Source organism: Sphingopyxis sp. (genome assembly GCF_035686825.1).
In the GTDB taxonomy this organism is placed as follows: Bacteria; Pseudomonadota; Alphaproteobacteria; order Sphingomonadales; family Sphingomonadaceae; genus Sphingopyxis.
The window spans coordinates 204,129-230,643 of record NZ_DASRYZ010000002.1; the positions used below are offsets into that span (position 1 = coordinate 204,129).

At 65.2% G+C, this 26,515-nt stretch carries 33 protein-coding genes; 30 read left to right on the forward strand and 3 right to left on the reverse strand.

All coding sequences use genetic code 11. The annotated features are described in order from the left end of the window. Nucleotides 1-72: 72 nt before the first annotated feature. The 27 genes from fusA (at nucleotide 73) to VFG17_RS02315 (ending at nucleotide 16,859) form a co-directional block, all read left to right on the forward strand. Nucleotides 73-2,166 (forward strand): elongation factor G, encoded by a 2,094-nt coding sequence (gene fusA, locus VFG17_RS02185; RefSeq protein ID WP_325027844.1) that lies wholly within the window; start codon nucleotides 73-75, stop codon nucleotides 2,164-2,166. A 117-nt stretch (nucleotides 2,167-2,283) separates the two neighbouring features. After that, nucleotides 2,284-3,477, forward strand: coding sequence for an elongation factor Tu (gene tuf / locus VFG17_RS02190; protein ID WP_037556362.1), 1,194 nt, complete (start codon nucleotides 2,284-2,286; stop codon nucleotides 3,475-3,477). A gap of 147 nt (nucleotides 3,478-3,624) precedes the next feature. Beyond that, the gene (gene rpsJ / locus VFG17_RS02195; protein ID WP_003042199.1) at nucleotides 3,625-3,936 is read left to right on the forward strand and encodes a 30S ribosomal protein S10; all 312 of its coding nucleotides are present in this window, start codon (nucleotides 3,625-3,627) and stop codon (nucleotides 3,934-3,936) included. A gap of 297 nt (nucleotides 3,937-4,233) precedes the next feature. Beyond that, nucleotides 4,234-5,007: a 50S ribosomal protein L3 gene (gene rplC / locus VFG17_RS02200; protein ID WP_325027846.1), complete on the forward strand. Its 774-nt coding sequence runs from the start codon at nucleotides 4,234-4,236 to the stop codon at nucleotides 5,005-5,007. A 2-nt stretch (nucleotides 5,008-5,009) separates the two neighbouring features. Then, a complete protein-coding gene (rplD, locus tag VFG17_RS02205) occupies nucleotides 5,010-5,636 on the forward strand; it encodes a 50S ribosomal protein L4 (protein ID WP_325027847.1) in 627 nt (208 codons plus the stop codon). Next, nucleotides 5,629-5,937 (forward strand): 50S ribosomal protein L23, encoded by a 309-nt coding sequence (locus VFG17_RS02210; protein ID WP_037556365.1) that lies wholly within the window; start codon nucleotides 5,629-5,631, stop codon nucleotides 5,935-5,937. The genes rplD and VFG17_RS02210 overlap by 8 nt, the downstream gene beginning before the upstream one ends. A gap of 21 nt (nucleotides 5,938-5,958) precedes the next feature. Then, nucleotides 5,959-6,795, forward strand: a complete 837-nt coding sequence (gene rplB, locus VFG17_RS02215; protein ID WP_325027849.1) for a 50S ribosomal protein L2 — start codon at nucleotides 5,959-5,961, stop codon at nucleotides 6,793-6,795. 3 nt (nucleotides 6,796-6,798) lie between these two features. Next, nucleotides 6,799-7,074 (forward strand): 30S ribosomal protein S19, encoded by a 276-nt coding sequence (gene rpsS / locus VFG17_RS02220; protein ID WP_037556370.1) that lies wholly within the window; start codon nucleotides 6,799-6,801, stop codon nucleotides 7,072-7,074. Beyond that, on the forward strand, nucleotides 7,074-7,454 hold the full coding sequence (gene rplV / locus VFG17_RS02225) for a 50S ribosomal protein L22 (protein WP_011543083.1): 381 nt from the start codon (nucleotides 7,074-7,076) through the stop codon (nucleotides 7,452-7,454). Before rpsS ends, rplV begins: the two co-directional genes overlap by 1 nt. A 1-nt stretch (nucleotide 7,455) precedes the next feature. Further along, entirely contained in the window at nucleotides 7,456-8,163 is a 708-nt protein-coding gene (gene rpsC, locus VFG17_RS02230; protein ID WP_037556371.1) for a 30S ribosomal protein S3, read from the forward strand. 11 nt (nucleotides 8,164-8,174) lie between these two features. Beyond that, complete coding sequence (gene rplP, locus VFG17_RS02235) at nucleotides 8,175-8,606, forward strand: 50S ribosomal protein L16 (protein ID WP_037515653.1); 432 nt, start codon at nucleotides 8,175-8,177, stop codon at nucleotides 8,604-8,606. A 4-nt stretch (nucleotides 8,607-8,610) separates the two neighbouring features. After that, nucleotides 8,611-8,814, forward strand: coding sequence for a 50S ribosomal protein L29 (rpmC, locus tag VFG17_RS02240; RefSeq protein ID WP_054589693.1), 204 nt, complete (start codon nucleotides 8,611-8,613; stop codon nucleotides 8,812-8,814). Nucleotides 8,815-8,825: 11 nt separating this feature from the next. Further along, the gene (rpsQ, locus tag VFG17_RS02245) at nucleotides 8,826-9,116 is read left to right on the forward strand and encodes a 30S ribosomal protein S17 (protein ID WP_037556374.1); all 291 of its coding nucleotides are present in this window, start codon (nucleotides 8,826-8,828) and stop codon (nucleotides 9,114-9,116) included. Nucleotides 9,117-9,174: 58 nt separating this feature from the next. Further along, the gene (gene rplN / locus VFG17_RS02250) at nucleotides 9,175-9,543 is read left to right on the forward strand and encodes a 50S ribosomal protein L14 (protein ID WP_011543078.1); all 369 of its coding nucleotides are present in this window, start codon (nucleotides 9,175-9,177) and stop codon (nucleotides 9,541-9,543) included. Between the two features lie 2 nt (nucleotides 9,544-9,545). Then, on the forward strand, nucleotides 9,546-9,863 hold the full coding sequence (gene rplX / locus VFG17_RS02255; protein WP_037556376.1) for a 50S ribosomal protein L24: 318 nt from the start codon (nucleotides 9,546-9,548) through the stop codon (nucleotides 9,861-9,863). Beyond that, complete coding sequence (gene rplE / locus VFG17_RS02260) at nucleotides 9,856-10,434, forward strand: 50S ribosomal protein L5 (RefSeq protein ID WP_194953097.1); 579 nt, start codon at nucleotides 9,856-9,858, stop codon at nucleotides 10,432-10,434. The genes rplX and rplE overlap by 8 nt, the downstream gene beginning before the upstream one ends. Before the next feature lie 49 nt (nucleotides 10,435-10,483). Next, nucleotides 10,484-10,789, forward strand: a complete 306-nt coding sequence (rpsN, locus tag VFG17_RS02265; RefSeq protein WP_037556379.1) for a 30S ribosomal protein S14 — start codon at nucleotides 10,484-10,486, stop codon at nucleotides 10,787-10,789. A gap of 12 nt (nucleotides 10,790-10,801) precedes the next feature. Next, nucleotides 10,802-11,206: a 30S ribosomal protein S8 gene (rpsH, locus tag VFG17_RS02270; protein WP_037556380.1), complete on the forward strand. Its 405-nt coding sequence runs from the start codon at nucleotides 10,802-10,804 to the stop codon at nucleotides 11,204-11,206. Then, the gene (gene rplF, locus VFG17_RS02275; protein WP_037556381.1) at nucleotides 11,206-11,739 is read left to right on the forward strand and encodes a 50S ribosomal protein L6; all 534 of its coding nucleotides are present in this window, start codon (nucleotides 11,206-11,208) and stop codon (nucleotides 11,737-11,739) included. Before rpsH ends, rplF begins: the two co-directional genes overlap by 1 nt. Before the next feature lie 3 nt (nucleotides 11,740-11,742). Beyond that, on the forward strand, nucleotides 11,743-12,096 hold the full coding sequence (rplR, locus tag VFG17_RS02280; RefSeq protein WP_037556384.1) for a 50S ribosomal protein L18: 354 nt from the start codon (nucleotides 11,743-11,745) through the stop codon (nucleotides 12,094-12,096). A 2-nt stretch (nucleotides 12,097-12,098) separates the two neighbouring features. Further along, nucleotides 12,099-12,803 (forward strand): 30S ribosomal protein S5, encoded by a 705-nt coding sequence (rpsE, locus tag VFG17_RS02285; RefSeq protein ID WP_136176162.1) that lies wholly within the window; start codon nucleotides 12,099-12,101, stop codon nucleotides 12,801-12,803. Nucleotides 12,804-12,807: 4 nt separating this feature from the next. Continuing rightward, entirely contained in the window at nucleotides 12,808-12,993 is a 186-nt protein-coding gene (gene rpmD, locus VFG17_RS02290; protein ID WP_037515666.1) for a 50S ribosomal protein L30, read from the forward strand. 7 nt (nucleotides 12,994-13,000) lie between these two features. Continuing rightward, nucleotides 13,001-13,207, forward strand: coding sequence for a DUF1737 domain-containing protein (locus VFG17_RS02295; RefSeq protein WP_325027850.1), 207 nt, complete (start codon nucleotides 13,001-13,003; stop codon nucleotides 13,205-13,207). A 45-nt stretch (nucleotides 13,208-13,252) separates the two neighbouring features. Beyond that, the gene (gene rplO / locus VFG17_RS02300) at nucleotides 13,253-13,777 is read left to right on the forward strand and encodes a 50S ribosomal protein L15 (RefSeq protein ID WP_325027851.1); all 525 of its coding nucleotides are present in this window, start codon (nucleotides 13,253-13,255) and stop codon (nucleotides 13,775-13,777) included. Between the two features lie 271 nt (nucleotides 13,778-14,048). Next, nucleotides 14,049-15,422, forward strand: coding sequence for a preprotein translocase subunit SecY (gene secY, locus VFG17_RS02305; RefSeq protein ID WP_325027852.1), 1,374 nt, complete (start codon nucleotides 14,049-14,051; stop codon nucleotides 15,420-15,422). A 48-nt stretch (nucleotides 15,423-15,470) separates the two neighbouring features. Then, nucleotides 15,471-16,130 carry an adenylate kinase gene (locus VFG17_RS02310; RefSeq protein WP_325027853.1) on the forward strand — a complete coding sequence of 220 codons (660 nt, stop codon included), beginning with the start codon at nucleotides 15,471-15,473 and terminating at the stop codon, nucleotides 16,128-16,130. A gap of 48 nt (nucleotides 16,131-16,178) precedes the next feature. Beyond that, nucleotides 16,179-16,859 carry a hypothetical protein gene (locus VFG17_RS02315; protein WP_325027854.1) on the forward strand — a complete coding sequence of 227 codons (681 nt, stop codon included), beginning with the start codon at nucleotides 16,179-16,181 and terminating at the stop codon, nucleotides 16,857-16,859. Here the strand turns inward: VFG17_RS02315 and VFG17_RS02320 are convergent. Next, nucleotides 16,856-17,383: a DUF177 domain-containing protein gene (locus VFG17_RS02320; protein WP_325027855.1), complete on the reverse strand. Its 528-nt coding sequence runs from the start codon at nucleotides 17,381-17,383 to the stop codon at nucleotides 16,856-16,858. The genes VFG17_RS02315 and VFG17_RS02320 overlap by 4 nt on opposite strands. Beyond that, nucleotides 17,380-17,913, reverse strand: coding sequence for a ubiquinol-cytochrome C chaperone family protein (locus VFG17_RS02325; RefSeq protein ID WP_325027856.1), 534 nt, complete (start codon nucleotides 17,911-17,913; stop codon nucleotides 17,380-17,382). The genes VFG17_RS02320 and VFG17_RS02325 overlap by 4 nt, the downstream gene beginning before the upstream one ends. Nucleotides 17,914-18,074: 161 nt before the next feature. Here VFG17_RS02325 and VFG17_RS02330 point away from each other — a divergent pair, with 161 nt between their 5' ends. Next, entirely contained in the window at nucleotides 18,075-18,560 is a 486-nt protein-coding gene (locus VFG17_RS02330) for an outer membrane protein assembly factor BamE (protein WP_325027857.1), read from the forward strand. Nucleotides 18,561-18,609: 49 nt separating this feature from the next. On the opposite strand, the gene VFG17_RS02335 is transcribed toward VFG17_RS02330, so the two are convergent. After that, nucleotides 18,610-20,874: an NADP-dependent malic enzyme gene (locus VFG17_RS02335; protein WP_325027858.1), complete on the reverse strand. Its 2,265-nt coding sequence runs from the start codon at nucleotides 20,872-20,874 to the stop codon at nucleotides 18,610-18,612. A gap of 167 nt (nucleotides 20,875-21,041) precedes the next feature. Here VFG17_RS02335 and mutS point away from each other — a divergent pair, with 167 nt between their 5' ends. Then, a complete protein-coding gene (mutS, locus tag VFG17_RS02340; protein WP_325027859.1) occupies nucleotides 21,042-23,699 on the forward strand; it encodes a DNA mismatch repair protein MutS in 2,658 nt (885 codons plus the stop codon). Beyond that, entirely contained in the window at nucleotides 23,696-26,455 is a 2,760-nt protein-coding gene (locus tag VFG17_RS02345) for a [protein-PII] uridylyltransferase (protein ID WP_325027860.1), read from the forward strand. Before mutS ends, VFG17_RS02345 begins: the two co-directional genes overlap by 4 nt. Nucleotides 26,456-26,515: the final 60 nt, after the last annotated feature.

Here is a 26,515-nt window from a genome sequence, read left to right on the forward strand (position 1 = left end):
TCGCAATCGCAACAAAACTTCCTATATCGGGGGCGGCTCCAAAGGCCTCCCCCCAAATCCAAGGAAAAGATCATGGCACGCAGCCATCCGCTCGAACGCTATCGCAATTTCGGTATCATGGCGCACATCGACGCCGGCAAGACCACGACGACCGAGCGCATTCTCTATTACACCGGCAAGTCCTACAAGATCGGCGAAGTCCATGACGGCGCCGCGACGATGGACTGGATGGAACAGGAGCAGGAGCGCGGTATCACGATCACGTCGGCCGCCACCACCTGCCTGTGGAAAGCCGAAGAAGGTCAGGGTCCCGAGCATCGCCTGAACATCATCGACACCCCCGGCCACGTCGACTTCACCATCGAAGTCGAGCGTTCGCTGCGCGTGCTTGACGGCGCGATCACCGCGTTCGACGGCGTTGCCGGCGTCGAGCCGCAGTCGGAGACCGTGTGGCGTCAGGCGGACAAGTATAAAGTTCCGCGGATGTGCTTCATCAACAAGCTCGACCGCACGGGCGCCGATTTCTATTATTGCGTCCAGACGATCATCGACCGCCTCGGCGCGACCCCGGCTGTCCTCTATCTGCCCATCGGTGCCGAAGGCGACTTCAAGGGTCTCGTCGACCTCGTCAACGAGCGTGCGATCATCTGGAAGGACGAAAGCCTCGGCGCCGAATTCTTCTATGAGGAAATCCCCGCCGACCTCGCCGACAAGGCGGCCGAATATCGCGAAAAGCTCGTCGAGCTCGCCGTCGAACAGGACGACGACGCGATGGAAGCCTATCTCGAAGGCACCGTCCCCGACGTCGCCCAGCTCAAGGCGCTGATCCGCAAGGGCACGCTGGCGCAGGCGTTCGTCCCGGTCCTCTGCGGCTCGGCGTTCAAGAACAAGGGTGTGCAGACGCTGCTCGACGCCGTCGTCGACTATCTGCCTTCGCCGCTCGACATTCCCGACGTTCAGGGCATCAACCCCGACACCGACCAGCCCGACTCGCGCGAGACGTCGGACGCGGCGCCGCTGTCGTTGCTCGCCTTCAAGATCATGAACGACCCGTTCGTCGGTTCGCTCACCTTCGCCCGCATCTATTCGGGGACCCTGAACAAGGGCACCTATCTGAACTCGGTGAAGGACAAGAAGGAAAAGGTTGGCCGCATGCTGTTGATGCACGCGAACAGCCGCGAAGACATCGAAGAAGCCTATGCGGGCGACATCGTCGCGCTCGCCGGCCTCAAGGAAACCACCACCGGGGACACGCTCTGCGCGACCAACGCGCCGATCATCCTCGAGCGGATGGAATTCCCCGAGCCGGTCATCGAGCTGTCGGTGGAACCGAAGACCAAGGCCGACCAGGAACGCATGGGCATCGCGCTCAACCGCTTGGCCGCCGAGGATCCCTCGTTCCGCGTGTCGACCGACCATGAATCGGGCCAGACGATCATCAAGGGCATGGGCGAGCTTCACCTCGACATCCTCGTCGATCGTATGAAGCGCGAGTTCAAGGTCGAAGCGAACGTCGGCGCGCCGCAGGTGGCGTACCGCGAATCGCTCGCGAAGGCGGTCGACGTCGACTATACCCACAAGAAGCAGTCGGGCGGCTCGGGCCAGTTCGGCCGCGTCAAGGTCAGCGTCGCTCCCGGCGAACGCGGCGCGGGCATCACCTTCATCGACGAGATCAAGGGCGGCAACATTCCGCGCGAATATATCCCGTCGGTCGAAAAGGGCATGCGCGAGTCGGCCGAAAACGGTCACATGATCGGCTTCCCGATCATCGACTTCGAAATCAAGCTCACCGACGGCGCGTACCACGACGTCGACTCGTCGGCGCTGGCGTTCGAAATCGCGGGCCGTGCGGCGATGCGCGAAGTGGCGGCGAAGGCCGGCATCAAGCTGCTCGAACCGGTGATGAAGGTCGAGGTTGTCACCCCTGAGGAATTCATGGGCGACGTGATCGGCGATCTCAACAGCCGTCGCGGGCAGATTCAGGGCACCGATAGCCGGGGCATCGCCCAGGTCGTCGAGGCGATCGTTCCGCTGGCGAACATGTTCGGCTACGTCAATCAGCTGCGCAGCTTCAGCCAGGGTCGCGCCAGCTACTCGATGCAATTCTCGCATTATGAGGAAGTGCCGACCAACGTCGCCGAAGAAGTGAAGGCCAAGATGGCCTGATGGGTCAAAGCCGCGCGGGCTTGCACCGCGCGGCAAGACCCTCTAAGGGCGGCGCCTGATTCAGCAGGCCCGTCCGGACTGATCAAACGAAACACCTAAGAAGAAGGTTCTTAAATCATGGCCAAGGCTAAATTTGAGCGGACGAAGCCGCACTGCAACATCGGCACCATCGGTCACGTCGACCATGGCAAGACCTCGCTGACCGCAGCGATCACCAAGGTGCTCGCCGAAAACGTCGCCGGCAACGCCGCCGTCGACTTCGCGAACATCGACAAGGCTCCCGAAGAGCGCGAGCGCGGCATCACCATTTCGACCGCACACGTCGAATATGAAACCGACGGCCGCCACTATGCGCACGTCGATTGCCCGGGTCACGCCGACTATGTGAAGAACATGATCACCGGTGCCGCCCAGATGGACGGCGCGATCCTCGTCGTGTCGGCCGCTGACGGCCCGATGCCGCAGACCAAGGAGCACATCCTGCTCGCGAAGCAGGTCGGTGTTCCGACCATGGTCGTGTTCCTCAACAAGGTCGACCAGCTCGACGATCCCGAGCTTCTTGAGCTCGTCGAACTCGAAATCCGCGAAGAACTTTCGAAGCGCGACTTCGACGGCGACAATATTCCGATCATCGCCGGTTCGGCGCTCGCCGCGCTCGAAAGCCGCGACGACAACATCGGCAAGGACGCGATCCTGAAGCTGATGGCGGCCGTCGACGAATGGATCCCGCAGCCGGAACGTCCGCTCGACAAGCCCTTCCTGATGCCGATCGAAGACGTGTTCTCGATCTCGGGCCGTGGTACGGTTGTCACCGGCCGCGTCGAAACCGGCATCGTCAAGGTTGGTGAAGAAGTCGAAATCGTCGGCATCAAGGACACCAAGAAGACCGTCGTCACCGGCGTCGAAATGTTCCGCAAGCTGCTCGACCAGGGCCAGGCCGGCGACAACATCGGTGCGCTGATCCGCGGCGTCGGCCGTGAAGAAGTCGAGCGTGGCCAGGTTCTGGCGAAGCCCGGCTCGATCACGCCGCACACCGAGTTCACCTCGGAAGTGTACGTCCTGTCGAAGGACGAAGGCGGCCGTCACACGCCGTTCTTCGCGAACTATCGTCCGCAGTTCTACTTCCGCACCACCGACGTCACCGGCGAGGTCATCCTCCCCGAGGGCACCGAGATGGTCATGCCGGGCGACAACGTCCAGCTGTCGGTCAAGCTGATCGCCCCGATCGCCATGGACCCGGGTCTCCGCTTCGCGATTCGCGAAGGTGGCCGCACGGTCGGCGCAGGGGTTGTCGCGACGATCACAAAGTAATATAGGGCCGCGAGCCGCGCGATTCGGACCGATTCGCGCGGCTCGTAGCTTAAAGGTTTTTGATGGCCGATCCGGCTTCCCTGCGGAAGTCGGAGCAGGCCATTTCGGCTCTTTCGCATCGTTAGACGGGATTCGACTGGAACAGTCATGGAAACGCAGAATATTCGCATTCGCCTGAAGGCCTTTGATCACCGCGTGCTCGATCAGGCCACCACCGACATTGCCGACACGGCACGTCGTACCGGAGCGCTTATTCGCGGCCCGATCCCGCTTCCGACGCGTATTGAAAAATTCACCGTGAACCGCGGTCCGCATGTCGACAAAAAGTCGCGCGAGCAGTTCGAGGTGCGCACCCACAAGCGGCTGCTCGACATCGTGCAGCCCACCCCGCAGACGGTCGACGCGCTGATGAAGCTCGACCTCGCCGCGGGCGTGAACGTCGAAATCAAGTTGGCCTAAGCCAACGCCGCCCCGGTGAAAACCGGGGTCTCTATCGGCAGGTGGTTCGCCGCCTGCATTGTCCGGAGCGATCCGGGCCGACGATAGGGTGGATACCGCCGGTCGTTTCTTCGGAAACATCCAGACCGGGCTGCGTCCCCCGTCTCGCCGCTTCTCCTTCGGGATGGCGGCACCTCAGCCCGGACGGGGCGATGCATCGAAATTTTGGGCTGGGAGGGTAGCCGTCGGGCGTTCGTCTGATGGCTTCCCGCAAGCCGTGCGGAATGGTCCGCCCGGCCTCTGTTGAGGAGTATGATCATGCGTACTGGCGTGATCGCGAAGAAAATGGGGATGACCCGCCTGTTTCAGGACGACGGCCGCCACGTGCCCGTCACCGTCCTGAGCCTCGAAGGCTGCCAGGTCGTCTCCGTGCGCGATAAAGAACGTGACGGCTATGTGGCCGTTCAACTCGGTGCCGGTTCGGCCAAGGCGAAGAACGTCGCCAAGCCGCAGCGCGGCGCTTATGGCAAGGCCGAAGTCGAGCCCAAGGCGAAGCTCGTCGAATTCCGCGTCGCCGACGACGCGACGCTCGACGTCGGCGCCGAACTGTCGGCCGACCACTTCGTCGCCGGCCAGATCGTCGACATCCAGGGCGTGACCCAGGGTAAGGGCTTTGCCGGTGCGATGAAGCGCTGGGGTTTCGGCGGTATGCGCGCGACCCACGGTGTTTCGATCAGCCACCGTGCGCATGGTTCGACCGGTAACCGCCAGGATCCGGGCCGCGTCTTCAAGAACAAGAAGATGGCCGGCCACATGGGCGCGCGCAACCGCACCCAGCAGAATCTCGAAATCGTCCGCACCGATGTCGAGCGCGGCCTTCTCTTCGTCAAGGGCTCGGTCCCTGGCTCGAAGGGCGGCTGGCTGCTCGTCCGCGATGCGGTGAAGCTGCCGCGCCACCCCGAGGCCCCCTATCCGGCGGGTGTCAAGAGCGCGGCCAACACCAACGATGCCCCGGCTGACGCGCCGGTCGAAACGCCGGTCGAAGAAACCGTCGTCGACACCGCGGCCACCGACGGCGCACAGGAGTCCTGATCATGAAGGTCAAGGTTCAGACCCTCGACGGCAAAGCCGGCACCGACATCGATCTTAACGACGACGTCTTCGGTGTCGACGCCCGCGCCGACATCCTGCACCGCGTCGTCGCATGGCAGCTCGAAAAGCGCCGTGGTCCGGCTCGCGCCGCCCGCGAACGCAGCGATGTGTCGCGCACCGGCAAGAAGTTCGGTCGCCAGAAGGGCGGCGGTACCGCCCGTCACGGCGATCGCAAGGCGCCGATCTTCATCGGCGGTGGCAAGGCGCACGGCCCGCGTGCCCGCACCTTCGGCCACTCGCTGAACAAGAAGATCCGCACCCTCGGCCTGAAGATGGCGCTGAGCGACAAGGCGAAGGGCGGCAAGCTCGTCGTTCTCGACACGCTCGAGCTCAAGGACGCGAAGACCAAGGCGCTCGCCGGCAAGCTCGGCAAGATGGACCTCGGCAATCGCGCGCTCTTCATCGACGGTGACGCGGTGCACGAAAGCTTCGCGATGGCTTCGGCCAACCTCATCGGTGTCGACGCGCTGCCCGCCATCGGTGCCAACGTCTATGACATCATCCGTGCCGATACGCTGGTCCTGACCCGCGCCGCGGTCGAACAGCTGGAGGCCCGCTGCAATGGCTAAGGCAAAAACCATCGACGCGCGTCACTATGACGTGATCCTCGCTCCGGTGATCACCGAAAAGTCGACGCTGCTCAGCGAAAATGACGCGGTGGTGTTCAAGGTCGCGAACGACGCGACCAAGCCCGCCATCAAGGCCGCCGTCGAGGCGCTGTTCGATGTCAAGGTGCTGAGCGTCAACACGCTCGTCACCAAGGGCAAGACCAAGCGCTGGAAGGGCAAGCCCTACACCCGCAGCGACGTGAAGAAGGCGATCGTTCGCCTGGCCGAAGGCCAGTCGATCGACGTCACCACGGGCGTCTGATTGTAGGAAGAGGCAGAGAAAATGGCACTTAAATCCTATAATCCGACCAGCCCCGCGCAGCGCGGCCTGATCCTCGTCGACAAATCGTCGCTGTGGAAGGGCAAGCCCGTCAAGGCGCTGACCGAAGGCAAGCGCAAGACCGGTGGCCGCAACAACAAGGGCCATGTGACCTCGCGCGGTATCGCCGGCGGCCACAAGCAGAAGTACCGCTTCATCGACTTCAAGCGTCGCAAGTGGGACATGCCGGCTGTCGTCGAGCGTCTGGAATATGACCCGAACCGCACGGCGTTCATCGCGCTCGTCAAGTACGAAGACGGTGAAGTGGCATATATTCTGGCACCGCAGCGTCTGGCCGTTGGCGACACCGTCGTCGCGGGCAAGAAGACCGACGTGAAGCCGGGCAATGCGATGGAATTGTCGCAGATGCCGGTCGGCACGATCGTCCACAATATCGAGATGAAGCCGGGCAAGGGCGGCCAGATCGCCCGTTCGGCCGGCACCTATGCGCAGGTCGTCGGTCGTGATCGCGGTCTCGTCATCGTGCGTCTCGGTTCGGGCGAACAGCGTTACATCCGCGGCGAGTGCATGGGCACGGTCGGTGCGGTGTCGAACCCCGACAACCAGAACACCAACCTGGGCAAGGCCGGCCGCAACCGCTGGCTGGGCAAGCGTCCGCTGACTCGCGGTGTCGCGAAGAACCCGGTCGATCACCCGCACGGCGGCGGTGAAGGCCGCACCTCGGGTGGCCGTCATCCGGTGACCCCGTGGGGCAAGCCGACCAAGGGTGCTCGTACCCGTCACAACAAATCGACCGACAAGATGATCATCCGGTCGCGTCACGCGAAGAAGAAGAGGTAAGCCATGGCTCGCTCGGTCTGGAAGGGTCCCTTTGTGGACCTCCATCTCCTCAAGAAAGCCGAAACGGCCCAGGACGGTGGCAGCTCTGCCCCGATCAAGACCTGGTCGCGCCGGTCCACCATCCTGCCGCAGTTCGTCGGGCTGACCTTCAACGTCTACAACGGCCGCAAGTTCGTGCCGGTGTCGGTCAATGAAGACATGGTCGGCATGAAGCTGGGTGAATTCGCGCCGACGCGCTTCTTCCCCGGCCACGCGGCTGACAAGAAGGGCAAACGCTAATGGGCAAGGAAAAGTCCCCCCGCCGCGTTGCGGACAATGAGGCGCTCTCGGTCGGCACGCAGATTCGCGGCTCGGCGCAGAAGCTGAACCTCGTTGCCGCGCTGATCCGCGGCCGCAAGGTCGAAGACGCGATGAACGTCCTCGCTTTCTCGAAGAAGGCGATGGCCGTCGACGTGCGCAAGGTTCTCGCCAGCGCCGTCGCCAACGCGGAAAACAACCACAACCTCGACGTCGACGCGCTCGTCGTCAAGGAAGCGAGCGTCGGCAAGTCGCTCTCGATGAAGCGCTGGCATGCGCGTGGCCGCGGCAAGTCGACCCGGATCGTCAAGCCGTTCAGCCGCATCCGCATCGTCGTGCGCGAACAGGAAGAAGAGGCGTAAGATGGGCCAGAAGAGCAATCCGATCGGCCTGCGCCTGCAGGTCAACCGCACCTGGGACAGCCGCTGGTTCGCCGAAGGCCAGGACTATGGCCGCATGCTTGTCGAGGATCTGAAGATCCGCAAGTTCGTGTTCAAGCACCTGCCGCAGGCCGCGATCTCGAAGGTCGTGATCGAGCGTCCGGCGAAGCTGTGCCGCGTGTCGATCTATGCCGCCCGTCCGGGCGTCATCATCGGCAAGAAGGGCGCGGACATCGAAAAGCTGCGCAAGAAGCTGGGTGAGATGACGGGCAGCGACGTGTCGCTGAACATCGTCGAAATCCGCAAGCCCGAAGTCGACGCCAAGCTCGTCGGCCAGGGCATTGCCGACCAGCTCGAACGCCGCGTCGCGTTCCGCCGCGCCATGAAGCGCGCCGTTCAGTCGGCGATGCGTCTCGGCGCCGAGGGCATCCGCATCAACTGCGCCGGCCGTCTCGGCGGCGCGGAAATCGCGCGCACCGAATGGTATCGCGAAGGCCGGGTGCCGCTGCACACGCTGCGCGCCAATGTCGACTATGCCGAGGCCGAAGCGCACACCGCTTACGGTGTCTGCGGCATCAAGGTCTGGATTTTCAAGGGCGAAATCCTGGGTCACGACCCGATGGCGACCGACCGTCTGATGCTCGATGCGCAGACGACCGGTGTCCGTCCGGCCCGTGAAGACCGCCGCTAAGGACTGCTGACATGCTGCAACCGAAAAAAACCAAGTTCCGCAAGGCCTTCAAGGGCCGCATCCATGGCAATGCCAAGGGCGGTACTAGCCTGAACTTCGGCTCCTACGGGCTGAAGGCGATGGAACCCGAGCGCATCACCGCGCGCCAGATCGAAGCGGCCCGCCGCGCGATCAGCCGTGCGATCAAGCGTCAGGGCCGTTTGTGGATCCGCATCTTCCCCGACGTCCCCGTGTCGTCGAAGCCTGCCGAAGTCCGTATGGGTAAGGGCAAGGGTTCGCCGGAATTCTGGGCCGCGCGCGTGAAGCCGGGTCGCATCCTGTTCGAACTCGACGGCGTTCCCGGCCCCGTGGCCGCGCTGGCGTTCGAACGCGCCGCGATGAAGCTGCCGATCAAGACGAAGGTGATCGCCCGTCTCGGCGACACCTCGCATCTGGAGGGTTAAGGACATGGCCAAGACCGAAGATTTCAAGGCCAAGACCGACGACCAGCTCGCCGAACAGCTTGGCGAACTGAAGCGCGAGGCGTTTAACCTCCGCTTCCAGGCGGCCACCGGCCAGCTTGAAAAGGCCTCGCGCGTCAAGGAAGTGCGGCGCTCGATCGCCCGCATCAAGACGCAGCAGACCGAGCGTTCGCGCTCGGCCGCGAAGTAAGGAGACTATCGATGCCGAAGCGCATTCTGACCGGCACGGTGGTGTCCGACAAGGGCGACAAGACCGTCGTGGTGAAGGTCGAACGGAAGGTGAAGCACCCTCTGTACGGCAAGATCATCCGCCGCTCGAAGAAGTATCACGCCCACGATGAGGACAACGCCATCAAGGCTGGCGAAACCGTCCGCATCGAGGAAACGAAGCCGATTTCGAAGCTGAAGACCTGGAAGGTGCTCGACAAGGTCGACACCCACAGCAAGCCCAAGGGCGCCGCTCCGGCTGCTCCCGCCGCGGCCGAAGGCTAAAGAGTTTCACGGAACCGCCGGGGCATCCCGGTAGGCCAAGGAAGAAGGAAATGCATCGATGATTCAGATGCAGTCACAATTGGAAGTCGCCGACAACAGCGGCGCGAAGCGCGTCCAGTGCATCAAGGTGCTCGGCGGCTCGAAGCGTCGCACCGCCGGCGTGGGCGACGTGATCGTCGTGTCGATCAAGGAAGCGCAGCCGCGCGGCAAGGTGAAGAAGGGCGACGTGCATCGCGCCGTCATCGTCCGCACCGCGAAGGATGTGCGCCGCGCCGATGGCTCGGTGATCCGTTTCGACAGCAACGCCGCCGTGCTCGTCAACAAGAACGAGGAGCCGATCGGCACCCGTATCTTCGGCCCCGTCGTCCGCGAACTGCGCGGCCGCGGCTATATGAAGATCATCAGCCTGGCGCCGGAGGTGCTCTGACCATGGCGAACAAGATCAAGAAGGGCGACACGGTCGTCATCCTGTCCGGCAAGGACAAGGGCAAGACCGGCGAAGTGACGCAGAGCCTGCCGAAGGACGGCAAGGTCGTCGTCGCGGGCGTCAACGTCATCACGCGCCACCGCAAGCCGAGCCAGACCAACCCGCAGGGCGGTCTGGAACGCAAGGAAGCGCCGCTGTTCGCAAGCAAGGTCGCGCTCGCCGATCCCAAGACCGGCAAGCCGACGCGCGTTCGTTTTGAAACCAAGGACGGCAAGAAGGTCCGCGTGGCCGTGAAGTCCGGGGAGACGATCAATGGCTGATAACTACACCCCGCGCATGCGCAAGCGCTACGACGATGTGATCGTCAAGGCGATGACCGAGAAATTCGGTTACAAGAATGCGATGGAAGTGCCGAAGATCGAAAAGATCGTGCTCAACATGGGCGTCGGCGAAGCCACGCAGGACAAGAAGAAGGTCGAAGCGGCCGCTGCCGAGATGGAACTCATCGCCGGCCAGAAGCCCGTCGTGACCAAGGCGAAGAAGTCGATCGCACAGTTCAAGCTGCGCGAAGGCATGCCGATCGGCTGCAAGGTCACCCTGCGCCGCGAACGCATGTATGAATTCCTCGATCGCCTGATCACGATCGCCATGCCGCGCATCCGCGACTTCCGCGGCGTGTCGGCGACCAGCTTCGACGGCCGTGGCAACTATGCCATGGGCCTGAAAGAGCAGATCATCTTCCCCGAGATCAACTATGACCGCATCGACCAGGTGCGCGGCATGGACGTGATCGTCACCACCACCGCCCGTACGGACGAAGAAGCCCGCGAACTGCTCAAGCTGTTCGGCTTCCCCTTCCCGATCGAAGCGCAGGAAAAGGAAGCCGCCTGATCCTTCGGGACCAGGCAGGCTCTTTCAAGAAGGAAAGAGAACTTAAGTCATGGCGAAACTGAGTTCGGTAAACAAGAACGAGCGTCGCAAGCAGCTGGTGAAGAAATATGCCGGCCGTTACGCGAAGCTGAAGGCGATTGCGGCAGACACGTCGCTCGACGATGGCGAGCGTCTGATCGCGCGCCTCAAGATGGCGGAAATCCCGCGCAATGGTAACCCGACCCGCATCCGCAACCGGTGCGAGCTGACGGGCCGTCCGCGCGCCTATTATCGCAAATTCCGGCTGTGCCGTATCCAGCTCCGCGATCTGGCCAACAAGGGCCTGATCCCCGGTGTTGTGAAGTCGAGCTGGTAAGGGACTGACAAGATGGCAATGACCGATCCCCTGGGTGATATGCTCACCCGCATCCGCAACGGCCAGCAGGCGAAGAAGGACAGCGTCCTGACTCCCGCCTCGACCCTGCGCGTCCGCGTTCTCGATGTTCTCCAGCGCGAAGGCTATATCCGCGGCTACAGCGAAGAAGCGCTGGGTGCCAAGGGTCAGCACAAGGGCATCCGCATCGAGCTCAAATATTTCGAAGGCCAGCCGGCGATCCGCCACGTGGCCCGCGTCTCGAAGCCGGGCCGCCGCATCTATTCGGGCTCGAAAGAGCTGCCGATCGTGCGCAACGGCCTTGGCATCACCATCGTGTCGACCCCGCGCGGCGTTCTCTCGGACGCCGAAGCCCGCGAGCATAATGTCGGCGGCGAAGTGCTGGCGGAGGTGTTCTGATGTCGCGCATTGGTAAAAAGGCAGTAGCGATCCCCGGCGGCGTCACCGCCGCGATCGACGGCGGCCAGCTGTCGGTCAAGGGTCCGAAGGGCACGCTCGCGATGCCGCTGTCCGACCTCATCAAATATGAAGTCGGCGAAGGCAGCATCTCGGTGCAGCCCGCGAACGACACCCGCGAAGCACGCGCCTTCTGGGGCATGCAGCGCACGCTGGTCCAGAACCTGATCACGGGCGTGACCGAAGGCTTCACCAAGGTGCTCGAAATCACCGGTGTCGGCTATCGTGCCAACGCACAGGGCAAGAATCTGAAGCTGCAGCTCGGCTACAGCCACGATGTCGATTTCGCGGTGCCCGAAGGCATCGAGATCAAGACGCCGGACAACACGACGATCGAGATCAACGGTATCGACAAGCAGAAGGTCGGCCAGGTCGCGGCGGAAATCCGCCGTTGGCGCAAGCCCGAACCCTATAAGGGCAAGGGCATCAAATATCGCGGCGAGTACATCTTCCGCAAAGAAGGCAAGAAGAAGTAAGCCATGGCACATCTTACCCCTTTCCAGAAACGCCGTCAGCGCGTTCGTACCGCCCTCCGTCAGCGCGCCGCTGGCCGTGCCCGCCTGTCGGTGCACCGTTCGGGCCGTCACATCTATGCGCAGCTCATCGATGACGCTGCCGGGCAGACGCTGGCTTCGGCCTCGACGCTCGACAAGGATGTTCGCGGCAAGACCGGCGCGACCACGGCGGCGGCTGCCGACGTCGGCAAGCGCCTCGCCGCTGCCGCCAAGAAGGCGGGCGTGACGCAGGTCGTGTTCGATCGCGGCGGCTTCCTGTTCCACGGGCGCATCAAGGCGCTGGCCGACGCGGCTCGCGAAGGCGGATTGGAGTTCTAATCATGGCAGACGAAATTCAGAACGCCGAAGGCGCCGCCCCCGAGGCGACGACCCCGACCGAAGGCCAGGCTCCGCGCCGCGGCCGTGGCGGCGGCCGCGATGGCGGTCGTGGTGGACGTGACGGTGGCCGTGGCCGCCGCGACGACCGTCGCCCGCGCGACGAGGATGGCGGCGAAGAGCTCATTGAAAAGCTCGTCCACATCAACCGCGTTTCGAAGACCGTGAAGGGCGGCAAGCGCTTCGGTTTCGCCGCGCTCGTCGTCGTCGGCGACGGCAAGGGCCGCGCCGGTTTCGGTCATGGCAAGGCGCGCGAAGTGCCCGAAGCCATTTCGAAGGCGACGGCTGCCGCGAAGAAGGCGATGATTCGCGTTCCGCTGCGCGACGGCCGCACGCTCCACCACGATGGCCGCGGCGTGTTCGGCGCGGGCAATGTGACGCTGCGTTCGGCGCCCGCCGGTACCGGCATCATCGCCGGTGGCCCGATGCGCGCCGTGTTCGAATCGCTGGGCGTTGCCGATGTGGTGACCAAGTCGGTCGGCACCTCGAATCCCTACAACATGATCCGCGCGACCTTCGAGGCGCTCGGCGAACAGACCAGCCCGAAGTCGGTCGCGCAGCGTCGCGGTAAGAAGGTTTCGGACCTGATCAAGCGTGGCGGTGCGTCCGACCGCGCAGCCGAGGCCGAAGCCGCGGCGGTGACGGAGTAAGACCATGGCCGACAAGAAGATCAAGATCCGCCAGATCGGTTCGCCGATCCGTCGTCCCAAGAGCCAGCGTGCGATCCTGACCGGCCTCGGCCTGGGCAAGATGCACCGCGAGGTCGAACTGGTCGACACCCCGGAAGTGCGCGGCATGATCCGCAAGCTTCCGCACATGGTGGAAGTCGTCGAGGGCTAAAACGCCAGTGAAGCTTTATCGCCTGTTGACCGGTCCCGATGACGCCGCCTTTTGCGCGCGGGTCGAGGGGCTGCTCAACCGGGGATGGCAGCTTCACGGCAGCCCCTCGATCACCAGTGTCGATGGCCGTGGCTATGTCGCCCAGGCCATCCTGATGGAGAAAGCCGGGCCCTATCCCGGCTTTCAGCCGTCGAGTGAAATCGAACCGGACTGAAGCGTTTCAGTCCACAGCGCGAACACAGCGAAAGCGAGTGCAACCATGACTATCAAGCTTAACGAACTTCGTGACAACAACGGCGCCCGCAAGGGCCGCATGCGCGTCGGACGCGGCATCGGCTCGGGCAAGGGCAAGACCGCCGGCCGCGGCCAGAAGGGCCAGAAGGCGCGCAGCGGTGTCGCGATCAACGGCTTCGAGGGCGGCCAGATGCCGCTCCACATGCGCATCCCGAAGCGCGGCTTCAACAACATCTTCGCGAAGGACTTCGCGATCGTGAATCTGGGCATGATCCAGAAGCTGATCGACGAAAAGAAGCTCGACGCCAAGAAGACCGTCGATCACGCCGCGCTCAAGGCCGCTGGCGTCGCCCGCGGTGGCAAGGATGGCGTCCGCCTCCTCGCCAAGGGCGAGCTGACCGCGAAGCTGACTTTTGCCGTTGCCGGCGCCTCGAAGGGCGCGATCGAAGCGGTCGAAAAGGCTGGCGGCAAGGTTGAACTGCCCGAAGTCAAGGAAGCCGCGCCCGAAGGCAAGAAGGCCCAGCGCCGCGCCAAAGCCAAGGCGGAATAATTAGGGCGAAGGGGCGGTTTCTAAGGGAACCGCCCTTTGTCATATAAGATACCCCCTCCCGTTTGTGTCGAGCGAAGTCGAGACACCCCTCGGGACAGCGCAAGTTCGAGAGGCATCTCGACTTCGCTCGATGCGAACGGACAGTGAAAGCGGCACCCGGCATCGACCTGCCGCTTAAGTAAGGCCTTTCCCCTTGCGCTTCGCGACCGCCGAACGCACATAGGCGCCGGGTCGCGGGGGGCGCGGTCCGGAATATCCGAGGAAAACACCCATGGCCTCTCGCGCCGACCAGCTTGCATCCAACCTCAATTTCTCGAAGTTCGGTCAGGCGACCGAGCTCAAGAACCGCATCTGGTTCACGATCGGCGCGCTGATCGTCTTCCGCTTCCTGTCGTTCGTGCCGCTTCCCGGGGTCGATCCGGTCGCGCTGGCGTCGCTCTACAGCCAGGCCGCTTCGGGCGGCGTCCTCGATATCTTCAACACCTTCTCTGGTGGCAGCCTCGAGCGCATGAGCATCATCGCGCTCGGCGTCATGCCCTATATCACCGCGTCGATCGTCGTGCAGCTGGCGGCCGCGCTGTCGCCCAGCCTCGCCGCGCTCAAGAAAGAGGGCGAAAGCGGGCGCAAGAAGCTCAACCAGTACACGCGCTACGGCACCGTCGCGCTGACCGCGATCCAGGGCTATTTCATCGCCGTCGGGCTCGAAACGCTCGGCGCGAGCCAGGGCATCGCCGCGGTCGTCGATCCGGGGATGATGTTCCGCATCGGCGCCGTGATCAGCATCGTCGGCGGCACGCTCTTCCTGATGTGGCTCGGCGAACAGATCACCAGCCGCGGCATCGGCAACGGCGTCTCGCTGATCATCATGGCGGGCATTCTCGCGCAGCTGCCGCGCAGCTTCGCGCAGATGTTCACGCAGGTCCGCGAAGGCTCGATGGGCGGCGGCACGATTTTCGCCGTCATCGGCGGCGCGATCGTGATCATCGCCTTCATCAGCTTCATGGAACGCGCGCAGCGCCGCGTGCTCGTCCAGTATCCGAAGCGCGCGACGCAGCGCGGCGTGATGCAGGCCGACCGCAGCCATCTGCCGCTGAAGGTCAATACCGCGGGCGTCATCCCGCCGATCTTCGCCTCGTCGCTGCTGCTGATGCCGCTGACGGTGACGCAGATGATGGGCCAGAATGTCCAGGGCGACACCGCGACCGGCGACTTCCTGATCACGCTCAACCAGTATCTCGCGCACGGCCAGCCGCTCTATATGGCGCTCTATGCCGCGGGCATCATCTTCTTCTGCTTCTTCTACGTCGCGGTCGTCTTCAACCCCGAGGAAACCGCAGACAATCTCAAAAAGCAGAACGGTTTCATTCCCGGCATCCGTCCGGGCAAGAATACCGCGACCTATCTCGACTTCGTGCTGACGCGAATCACCGTCATCGGCGCGGCCTATCTGGCGGTCATCTGTCTGGTGCCCGAATATTTCATCGCCGGATCGGGCCTCCCCTTCCAGCTCGGCGGCACCAGCCTTCTGATCATCGTGAACGTGACGATCGACACGATCAGCCAGATCCAGAGCCACATGCTCGCCCATCAATATGGCGACCTCATCAAGAAGGCCAAATTGAAAGGCGGCGTTGCGCGGCGCTAAGGCGCCCGCTACGGCACTCGCGACACGGTAGGGCAAACAGGGGTCCCCATGACGCTGAATATCATTCTGCTTGGTCCGCCGGGAGCGGGCAAGGGTACGCAGGCTTCGCGGCTCGAGGACGAGCATGGCATGGTCCAGCTCTCGACCGGCGACATGCTGCGCGCCGCGGTCAAGGCGGGAACGCCGATCGGCCTCCAGGCCAAGGCGGTGATGGATGCGGGCGAACTCGTCTCCGACGCGATCGTCTCGGGGCTGATCGGCGAGCGGCTCGACGAGCTGGGCCCCGACGTTTCGGTGATCTTCGACGGCTATCCGCGCACCGCGGCGCAGGCCGACGCGCTCGACACGATCCTCTCGGACCGCGGCCGCAAGCTCGACCATGTGATCGAACTGCGGGTCGAGGAAGACGCGCTCGTCGACCGCATCACCGGCCGCTTCAGCTGCGCGAAGTGCGGCGCGGGCTATCATGATCGTTACAAGCTCCCTAAGGTGGAGAATGTTTGCGACGTTTGCGGCAGCGATGAATTCAAGCGCCGTCCTGACGACAATGAGGAAACGGTGCGCACGCGCATGGCCGAATATCGCGCCAAGACCGCGCCGATCCTGCCGATCTACGAAACGCGCGGCATCGTCACCCACGTCGACGGCATGGCGCCGATCGACCAGGTCAACGACGCGATCGAAACGGTTCTCGCGACGGCTGGCTAGCAACTTTCCCCGGCGCCGGTTATTGACGCGCCAAAGGGGAACGGGCTGATGGCATTTTTCAGATATTTTGCGAGCGCGGCGGTGATCGGCGCGCTCGCCTTCGCGCCCGCGCAGGCCAAGGTCATCGATCAGGGCGAGATCGGCTTCGCCGTCGCGCACACCGCACAGGTCGCCGCGACCCCCGCCGATGTGTGGAAAATGCTCCGCATGCCGCAAAGCTGGTGGTCGAAGGAGCATAGCTGGTCGGGCGACGCCGCCAACTTCTGGCTCGATTCGCAGGCGGGCGGCTGCTTCTGCGAAAAGCTGCCCGACGCCGGATCGGGCGTCGGCAGCGTCCAGCACGCGCGCATCGTCTTTGCCAAGCCGAACGAGATGCTTCGCCTGTCGGGCGCCTTCGGCCCGCTTCAGGGCGAGGCGCTCGATGCCACGCTGACGATCCAGATCAAGGAAACGCCGACGGGCAGCGCGCTACGCTTCGACTATGTCGTCGGCGGCTATATGCGCTTCAAGGTCGCCGAGATCGCGCCCGCGGTCGACAAGGTGATCGGTGAACAATTGCTCGGCCTCGCCAATGCGCTCGGCGGGGCGCTGCCGCCGACGCGCGACGAAAAGGCGGCCGAGGAACCCGCCGCCGAAGCCCCGGAAGCGAAAGAGGAACCCGGACTCGACGCCGCGGTCGCCGATCTGGTCGAGGAGGAAGCGAAGCCCGCCCCCGACGAAAGGCCCTAGGCGCCGGGCTTGCCGCGCAGCTTCGCCAGCGCGGCGAACGGCCCCGCCGCCTCTTCGCTCAGCACGCCCTTCTCCGCGAGAAGGCGTTCGGCGTCGGGATGGCGCGGAAAGGGATTTAGCGCGAGCGACAGCGTCTGCACCGCGGCTTCGCCCAAATCGACCCGGTCGCCCTCGAGCGGCAGCAGGTCGAGATCCTCGCTGCCGATCTCGATCTCGTCCTCCTCGCTCGCCGGGGCATCGACATCGCGCAGGAAGCGCAAGTCGAACGGCTCGGCGATCGTCGCGGGCACGGGCAGGTCGGTCGCGGCGCACGCCTGCACGACGTCGGCGCCCACTTCGCCTCTTACGGCGATCCCGCCCGCGATAGCACGAACTTCGGCAGCGAGAGAAAAACGATCGAGCGCGAGCAGTCCGAGCCGCCGCGCGATCGCCGCGCGCGCGCCGGCGTCTGCTTCGACCGAAATGGCGCGGCCGTGCGCCGCGTCGGCGAGCGTCACGACCAGAGAGAATTCGGGAACGGTCATGCCCGCGCTCCGTCCAGCCGGTCGGCGACGACCAGCTCGGACACCGGCGTCGCCGCGAGTAGCGCGCGGAGCGCCGCGACCTCGGTCATCACATGCGCCAGCCCCGCATCGGGGGGGGCGTTGCCGCGCCACAGGTTGCGGACCAGCGCCTCGCGCAATTCGGCCGAGCCGTCGGCGGCGCGATAGGCGCCAAGCCGCCCGCCAAGTGCGCTCATCATCCGCCCGACCTGCTTGCCGACGACCATGTCGCCGAAACCGATCTGGCGCATCTGCCCGTCCATGTCGTTCACGAACAATTCGGTGAGCTGGACGCCGGCGAGCCCCTGTGCGGGGTCCTTGTCGATCCGGTGCAGCACGAGCGCGAGCACGAGGCTGATCATATCGAAGCGGCCGTCGAGCGTGTCGGGAACGCCGCCTTGCGCATACCAGTGCGGCGCGCGCGCGGTGGCGACGACGGCGTTCCACAGCGGGCGCCGCGCCTCGCGCGGATCGGGTTCGGATTTGAAGAGTTTGCGGAGCGAAGAAAACATGGCGCAACGCTTAGGCCGAATCATGTCGGCGGAAAAGGGGCCTGAGTCAGCTTGGCGCAAGCTTTGCCGCGGCATAAGCCGCTTGTGCGCGCCGACCGCTTGCGGTTAAGAGGCGCGATTGCCAGCGCCCCATACAAGCGGCGCAACGGAGATATATGTTGATGCCGACCCATGACCCGAAGTCTCCCGTCCGCCCCGTGCGCCTGATCGTCGCCGGGCTGGCGCTCGCGCTGACCGTTGGCGGTTGCACGCAGCTCAAGGGGCGGCAGGGCTATGTTGCCGATCCGGCGCTGACCCAGGCGATCACCCCCGGCGTCGACAACCGCGAGTCGGTCGAAAAGACGCTCGGCCGTCCGACCTTCGTCGGTCAGTTCGGTACCGACGAATATTATTATGTCTCGCGCGAAACGCGCCAGCTCGCGTTCGCGAGGCCGCGCCCGATCGACCAGCAGGTGCTGCGCATCCGCTTCGACGATACAGGCAATGTCGCCGCAGTCGATCGCACCGGGCTCGAACTGGTCCGCAAGATCAGCCCCGAAGGCGACAAGACGCCGACACTGGGTCGCGAACGCAGCTTCTTCGAAGACATCTTCGGCAATATCGGCGCGGTCGGCGCGCCTGGTGCAGGCGCGCCCGGCGGGCGGTAAAACCGCCGTCGCCCGCGCTTTCGCGGGGGCGGCGACTTATTTCTCTATATTATTGCGCGATCCCGCCTGCCGCGAGCACAGCCAAGGTAACGAGATCCGACGCGGTCGAAGCCATCGTGGCGACCTGCACCGGATTCTCCATGCCGACGAGCATAGGGCCGATCACCGCACCGCCGCCCAGTTCGCGCAGCAGCTTCGCCGACAGGTTCGCCGACTGCAGACCCGGCATGACCAGCACATTCGCGGGACCCGACAGGCGGCAGAAGGGATAATTCTTCATCACCTTCTCGTTGAGTGCGACGTCGGGCGCCATTTCGCCTTCATATTCGAAGGCCGGTTTCCGCCGGTCGAGGATCGCCACTGCTTCGCGGATGCTCTCCAGCCAGCTTCCTTCGGGATTGCCGAAGGTCGAATAGGAGAGGAAGGCGACGCGCGGTTCGTGGCCCATGCGCCGCGCGACCTGCGCGGTGCGTTCGGCGATGTCGGCGAGCATCTCGGCGGTCGGCCGTTCGTTGACCGTCGTGTCGGCCATGAAGATCGTGTGATGCTGATCGACGAGGACGTGGATGCCGAACGGCGTCTTGCCCTCGGCATGGTCGATCACGCGCCTTATCTCGCGCATCGTCTGCGAATAGGTCCGCGTCGTGCCGGTGATCATCGCATCGCCGAGCCCCATCTTGAGGAGCAGCGAGCCGAAGATGTTGCGGTCGCGGTTGACCATGCGCTCGACGTCGCGGCGGAGGTATCCGCGCCGCTGTAGCCGCTCGTAGAGCATGTCGACCATCTGCGGCACATGCGGCGAATTGACGCTGTTGTGGACCTCGAAGCTTTCGGCGTCGGCGACGCCCATCGCGCGCAGCTTGTCGTGCAGACCTTCGCGCCCGACGAGCACCGGAATGCCGTATCCGCCGTCGCGGAACTGGATCGCGGCGCGCAGCACGACCTCCTCTTCGCCTTCGGCAAAGACGACGCGTTTGGGATTGTTGCGCGCGGCCTCATAGGCGAGCGTGAGAACCGAGGTGGTCGGATTGAGCCGCGCGCGCAGCCGGGTGCGATAATCGTCCAGATTCTCGATCGGGCGCTGAGCGACGCCGGTATCCATCGCCGCCTTGGCGACCGCGGCGGGGACGATTTCCATCAGCCGCGGATCGAAGGGGGAGGGGATGATATATTCGGGGCCGAAGCTCGACGCGCGCCCGCCATAGGCGGCCGCGACTTCTTCGGGCACCTGCTGGCGCGCGAGGTCGGCGATCGCATAGGCCGCCGCGATCTTCATCTCCTCGTTGATCGCGGTCGCATGGACGTCGAGCGCGCCGCGGAAGATGAAGGGGAAGCAGAGGACGTTGTTGACCTGGTTCGGATAATCCGAGCGCCCGGTCGCGATGATCGCGTCGGGCCGCGCCGCGCGCGCGTCGGGCGGCGAGATCTCGGGATCGGGGTTCGCCATCGCGAAGATGATCGGCGCCGGCGACATGTCCTTGACCATCTCGGGCTTGAGCGCGCCCGCGGCCGACAGGCCGAGGAACACGTCGGCGCCGACCAGCGCCTCGGTCAGGTTGCGCGCTTCGGTCGGCACCGCATGCGCCGACTTCCACTGGTCCATCCCTTCGGTGCGGCCCTGATAGATCGTGCCCTTGCGGTCGCACATGATCACATTTTCGTGCCTTACGCCCATCGCCTTGATCAGCGCGGTACAGGCGATCGCGGCGGCGCCCGCCCCGTTGACGACGACCTTCACCGTCGAAAGGTCGCGCCCGGTCAGGTAACAGGCGTTGATCAGGCCGGCGGCGGTGATGATCGCGGTGCCATGCTGGTCGTCATGGAACACCGGAATGTTCATGCGTTCCTTCAGCGCCGCTTCGATGACGAAGCAGTCGGGGGCGGCGATATCCTCTAGGTTGATGCCGCCAAAGCTCGGCGCGAGCAGCTCGACCGCTTCGATGAAACGCTGCGGATCCTCGGTGTCGACCTCGAGGTCGATCGAATCGACGTCGGCGAAACGCTTGAACAGTACCGCCTTGCCTTCCATCACCGGCTTCGATGCCAGTGCGCCGAGATTGCCGAGCCCGAGGATCGCGGTGCCGTTCGAGATCACCGCGACCAGATTGCCCTTGATCGTATAGTCATAGGCCTTGGCGGGATCTTCGGCGATCGCGTTGACCGGCACCGCGACACCGGGCGAATAGGCGAGGCTGAGGTCGCGCTGCGTCGCCATCGGCTTCGACGCGACGATCTCGATTTTTCCGGGCCGGCCATATTCGTGGTAAAGCAGGGCCTCGCGGTCGGAAAATTGCACCTTGCTGCCGCTGTCCATTCTGTATCCTCTCGAAATTTCCACAAGATGCGCGCCCGAATATTTCCCCTAGCGCCGCCTCGCGAAAATGTAACCGGCAATGTTGATCGCGATCCACCCGGCGCGACCGGAACTCGCCGTCGCCCTCCGACCTTGCCATGCCGCCCCCAATCACTAAGCAGGGTCCGATGTCCGCCACCGCCCGAGCCGCCGCCAATATGAACACTGCCGCGCCCGCCGCGACGCCGATGATGGCGCAATATTGGTCGCTGAAGGACAAGGCCGGCGACTGCCTGCTTTTCTATCGCATGGGCGATTTTTTCGAGCTGTTTTTCGACGACGCCAAGGCCGCGGCTTCGACGCTCGATATCGCGCTGACCTCGCGCGGCGAGCATGGCGGCGCGCCGGTGCCAATGTGCGGCGTGCCTGTTCATTCGGCCGAATCCTATCTCGCGCGGCTGATCCGCGCCGGGCACCGGGTCGCGATCGCCGAGCAGGTAGAAACCCCGGCCGAGGCGAAGGCGCGCGGCGGGTCGAAAGCGCTCGTCGCGCGCGACATCGTGCGCTTCGTCACCGCGGGCACGCTCACCGAGGAAAGCCTGCTCGAAGGGCGCAGCGCGAACCGGCTTGCCGCGCTGGCGCAGGTCGGCAGCGAGGTCGCGATCGCCGCCGCCGATATTTCGACCGGCCGCTTCGAGGTGGTCGCGGTGCCTGCGCAAGCGGTCGACGCAGAGCTTGCGCGGCTCGCGCCGTCGGAATTGCTGCTGAGCGAGAATGCCGAGGACCTGCCGATCTCTTCGGCGCGCCAGATCGTGCGCCGTCCGTCCTCCGAATTTTCGAGCACGAATGCGCAAAAACGGCTCGAAGCCTTTTTCGGCGTCCAGACGCTCGACGGCTTCGGTCAGTTCGTCCGCGGCGAGATCGCCGCGATGGGGGCGCTCGTCGCCTATCTCGACCATGTCGGCACCGGCGGCCCGACCTTCCTCCAGCCGCCGCTGCGCCACCTCGCGTCGGGTCGGATGGCGATCGACGCCGCGACGCGCGAAAGCCTCGAACTCGTCCGCACCATGGCGGGCACGCGCGACGGCAGCCTGCTCGGCACGATCGACCGCACGGTGACGGCGGCGGGCGCGCGGCTGCTCGCCGACGATCTCGCGAGCCCGCTCACCGACAAGGCGGCGATCCTCGACCGGCTCGACCTTGTCGACGCGCTCGCACGCGATGCCTTGTGGCGCGGCGAACTGCGTGCGGCGCTGCGCGCGCTGCCCGACGCCGGGCGCGCATTGGGCCGCCTCGTCGCGGGGCGCGGCGGGCCGCGCGATCTCGCGCAGCTGCGCGATGCGCTCGGCGGGGCGCGCCTGCTGCGCGAACATCTCGCGCGGCGCGCCGACCTGCCGCCCTTGCTCGCGCGCTTGCTCCCCGCGCTCGACGGCCACGGCGCGCTCGTCGACGAACTGACGCGCGCGCTGATCGAGACGCCGCCGGTTGACGCAGCGCAGGGCGGCTATGTCGCCGAAGGCTATGATCATGCGCTCGATGCGCTGCGCGAAACCGCGCGCGACGGGCGCAAGGCGATCGCGTCGCTCGAAGCGCAATATCGCGACCGCACCGGCATCGCCTCCCTGAAGATCCGTCATAATGGCGTGCTCGGCTATCATGTCGAGGTGCCCGCGAAGCACGCCGACGCGCTGATGGCGCCCGAATCGGGCTTCACCCATCGCCAGACGCTCGCCGGCGTCGTGCGCTTCAACTCATCCGATCTGCACGAGGCCGCGAGCCGGGTGACGCAGGCGGGGGTGCACGCGGTCGCCGCCGAGGCCGCGCATCTCGAAACGCTCACCGACGCCGCGATCGGCCGCCGCGAGGCGATCGCCGCGTCGTGCGACGTGCTCGCGCGCCTCGACGTCGCGGCGGCGCTCGCCGACCATGCGATGAGCCACAATTGGTGCCGCCCCGACCTCGCCGACGAGCCCTGCCTCGACGTCAGCGGCGGGCGCCATCCGGTGGTCGAGGCGGCGCTCGCGAAGTCGGGCGAACGCTTCGTCCCTAACGATGTGTCGCTGTCGGAAGCCGACCGGCTCTGGCTCGTCACCGGCCCCAATATGGGCGGTAAATCGACCTTTCTCCGGCAAAACGCGCTGATCGTCGTGCTCGCGCAGGCGGGCGGCTTCGTACCCGCGGCGGCGGCGAAGCTCGGGCTCGTCGACCGCCTGTTCAGCCGCGTCGGCGCGAGCGACAATCTCGCGCGCGGACGCTCGACCTTCATGGTCGAGATGGTCGAAACCGCCGCGATCCTCGCGCAGGCGACCCCGCAAAGCTTCGTGATCCTCGACGAGGTCGGGCGCGGCACCTCGACCTATGACGGGCTCGCGCTCGCCTGGTCGGTGGTCGAGGCGGTGCACGAGGTGAATAAGTGCCGCTGCCTCTTCGCGACGCACTATCACGAGCTGACGCGGCTTGCCGAAACGCTAAACGCGCTGTCGCTCCATCATGTTCGCGCGCGCGAGTGGCAGGGCGATCTGGTGCTGCTGCATGAGGTCGCCGAAGGCCCCGCCGACCGTAGCTACGGTCTCGCGGTTGCGCGCCTCGCGGGCGTCCCCGCGCCCGTCGTCAAGCGCGCCGAAACGGTGCTCGCGAAACTCGAGGCGGGGCGCGAGGCGACCGGCGGGCTCGCCGCGGGTCTCGACGACCTGCCGCTGTTCGCGGCGACGCTCGCCGCCGCGCCCGAAGCGGCGAAGGACGCGCTGCGCGAAGCGCTCGGCGCGATCGACCCCGATGCGCTCGCGCCGCGCGATGCGCTCGATGCGCTCTACACGCTCAAACGCCTGCTGGCGGACGAAGGATGAGCAATCTCTTCGACAATCTCGACCAGCGCCGCGCGATCATCGATCGCCGCGATCTGGCGGCGCGGCTCGACGCGATTGCCGCCGAAAGCAGCGATTCGGGCACGCGCCGCCGCGCGATGGTCGACCTGCTCAAGGGCGCGCTCGAAGCGGGCCGTGCCGAGATCGAGCGCCGACTGCTCGAACGCCCCTCCTCTGGGCGCGTCGCGGCGAATGCGACCGCCTTCCTCATCGACCAGATCGTCCGCCTCAGCCACGATTTCACCACCCACCATCTCTATCCCTCGGCCAACCGCTCGGCGGGCGAGCGCATCACGCTGATCGCGGTCGGCGGCTATGGCCGCGGCGAGATGGCGCCGCACAGCGACATCGACATCGGCTTTTTGACCCCGTTCAAGCAGACGAGCTGGACCGAACAGGTGATCGAGGCGCAGCTCTATACGCTGTGGGATCTCGGGCTGAAGGTCGGCCATTCGTCGCGTTCGCTCGACGAGATGGTGCGCGCGGCGAAGGAGGATCTGACCGTCCGCACCGCGCTGCTCGAAGGGCGTTTCATCTGGGGCGACCGCGATCTTTACGATCAGGCGTCGGCGCGCTTCGATGCCGAGGTCGTCGCGGGCAACGCGCGCGCCTTCGTCGCCGACAAGCTCGCCGAGCGCGACGAACGTCACAAGAGGATGGGCGATTCGCGCTACGTCGTCGAACCCAATGTGAAGGAAGGCAAGGGGGGCCTTCGCGACCTCCACACGCTGTTCTGGATCGGCAAGTTCATTCACCGCGTCCGCACCGTGCCCGAACTCGTCGATGCGGGGCTGATGTCGGCGCGCGAGCTGCGCCAGTTCGAGCGCGCCGAAAATTTCCTGCTCGCGGTGCGCTGCCATCTCCACATCCTCGCGGGGCGCGCCGAGGACCGGCTGACCTTCGATTTCCAGCGCGAGATCGCGAGCCGCATGAAATTCGCCGATCGCCCGGGCAAGAGCGCGGTCGAGCGCTTCATGCAGCTCTATTTCCTCCACGCCAAAAGCGTCGGCGACGTCACCGGCACCTTCCTCGCGCATCTCGACGACCAGATGGCGGCGCGCGGGCGGCGTTTCCTGCCGACGATCCGGCGGCGTCCGGGCAAGCTCCACGGCTTCGTCCTCGACCGCGGCCGGCTCGCGCTGCCGGCGGAGGATTTCTTCGCGAAGGATCCGGTGCGGCTGGTCGAGATTTTCGCGCTCGCCGACAAGCACGGCCTCGAAATCCATCCGCAGGCGATGCGGCAGGCGCGCCACGACGCCAAGCTGATCGAGACGCAGAGCGTGCGCCGCGACCCCCGCGCCAACGAGCTGTTCCTCGACGTGCTGACGTCCCCGCGCGATCCCGAAACCGTGCTGCGCTGGATGAACGAGGCGGGGGTGTTCGGCCGTTTCGTTCCCGATTTCGGCCGCGTCGTCGCGCAGATGCAGTTCGACATGTATCACCATTATACCGTCGACGAGCATACGATCCGCGCGATCGGGCTGCTCGCCGACATCGAGCAGGACCGGCTCAAGGACGATCACCCGCTGTCGACCGCGATCATGGACCAGATCCACTCGCGCCGCGTCATCTATGTCGCGGTGCTGCTCCACGACATCGCCAAGGGCCGCGGCGGCGACCATAGCGTGCTCGGCGCCGAGCTGGCGCTGCGCGTCTGCCCGCGGCTGGGGCTGACCGACGCCGAGACCGAGACGGTGTCGTGGCTCGTGCGCTATCACCTCCTGATGTCGGCCACCGCGTTCAAGCGCGACCTTGCCGATTTCAAGACGATCCTCGACTTTGCGCAGATCGTGCAGAGCGCTGAACGCCTGCGTCTGCTCCTCGTGCTCACCGTCGTCGACATCCGCGCGGTCGGGCCGGGGGTGTGGAACGGCTGGAAGCGCCAGTTGCTGACCGAGCTCTTCGACGCCGCCGAAGAAGTGCTGCGCCTCGGCCACAAGCAGAAAGGGCGCGAGGCGCGGATCGAAAGCAAGAAGGAGGCCGTGGCCGCCCAATTCGGCTTCGATGCCAAGACGTTCGAAAAGCTCGCGAGGCGGCTCCCCGAAAGCTACTGGATTGCCGAGCCGGTCGAAGTGATCGCGGCGAATATGCTCCATATCCGCCAGGCGGGCGATGCGCCGCTGCATATCGCCGCGGTGCCCGACGACGATCGCGGTGCCACGCTGGTGATGGTGCTCGCGGCCGACCACCCCGGCCTCTTCTATCGCATCGCCGGCGGCATCCACCTCGCCGGCGGCAACATCATCGACGCGCGCATCCACACGACCCGCGACGGGCTGGCACTCGATAATTTCCTCGTCCAGGACCCGCTCGGCCGGCCGTTCGACGAGGCGGGTCAGATTGGCCGGCTGACGCGCGCGATCGAGGACGCGCTCGCCAACCGCCAGAAACTGCTGCCGAAACTCGAAGCGCGCGCGCTGCCGCGCACCCGCGCCGAGGCCTTCCGCATCGCCCCCAGCGTCTTCGTCGACAATAAGGCTTCCAATCGTTTTACCGTGATCGAGGTCAATGCGCAGGATCGCCCCGCGCTGCTCAACCAGCTCGCCTATGCACTCTTCCAGTCGAAGGTCACGGTGCACAGCGCGCATGTCGCCACCTATGGCGAGCGCGCGGTCGATACATTTTACGTGACCGACCTGATCGGCGACAAGATCGACAGCGCGGCGCGCGTGAAGAGCCTCGAAAAGCGTCTGCTCGAAGCCGCCGGCAGCCGCAGCGAGGAAGCCGTCGCGGCGTAGAGCGTGATCGGGTCAGACTGAAACACCGCTTTCCCTTTTCGCCGGGATGACGATCAGTCA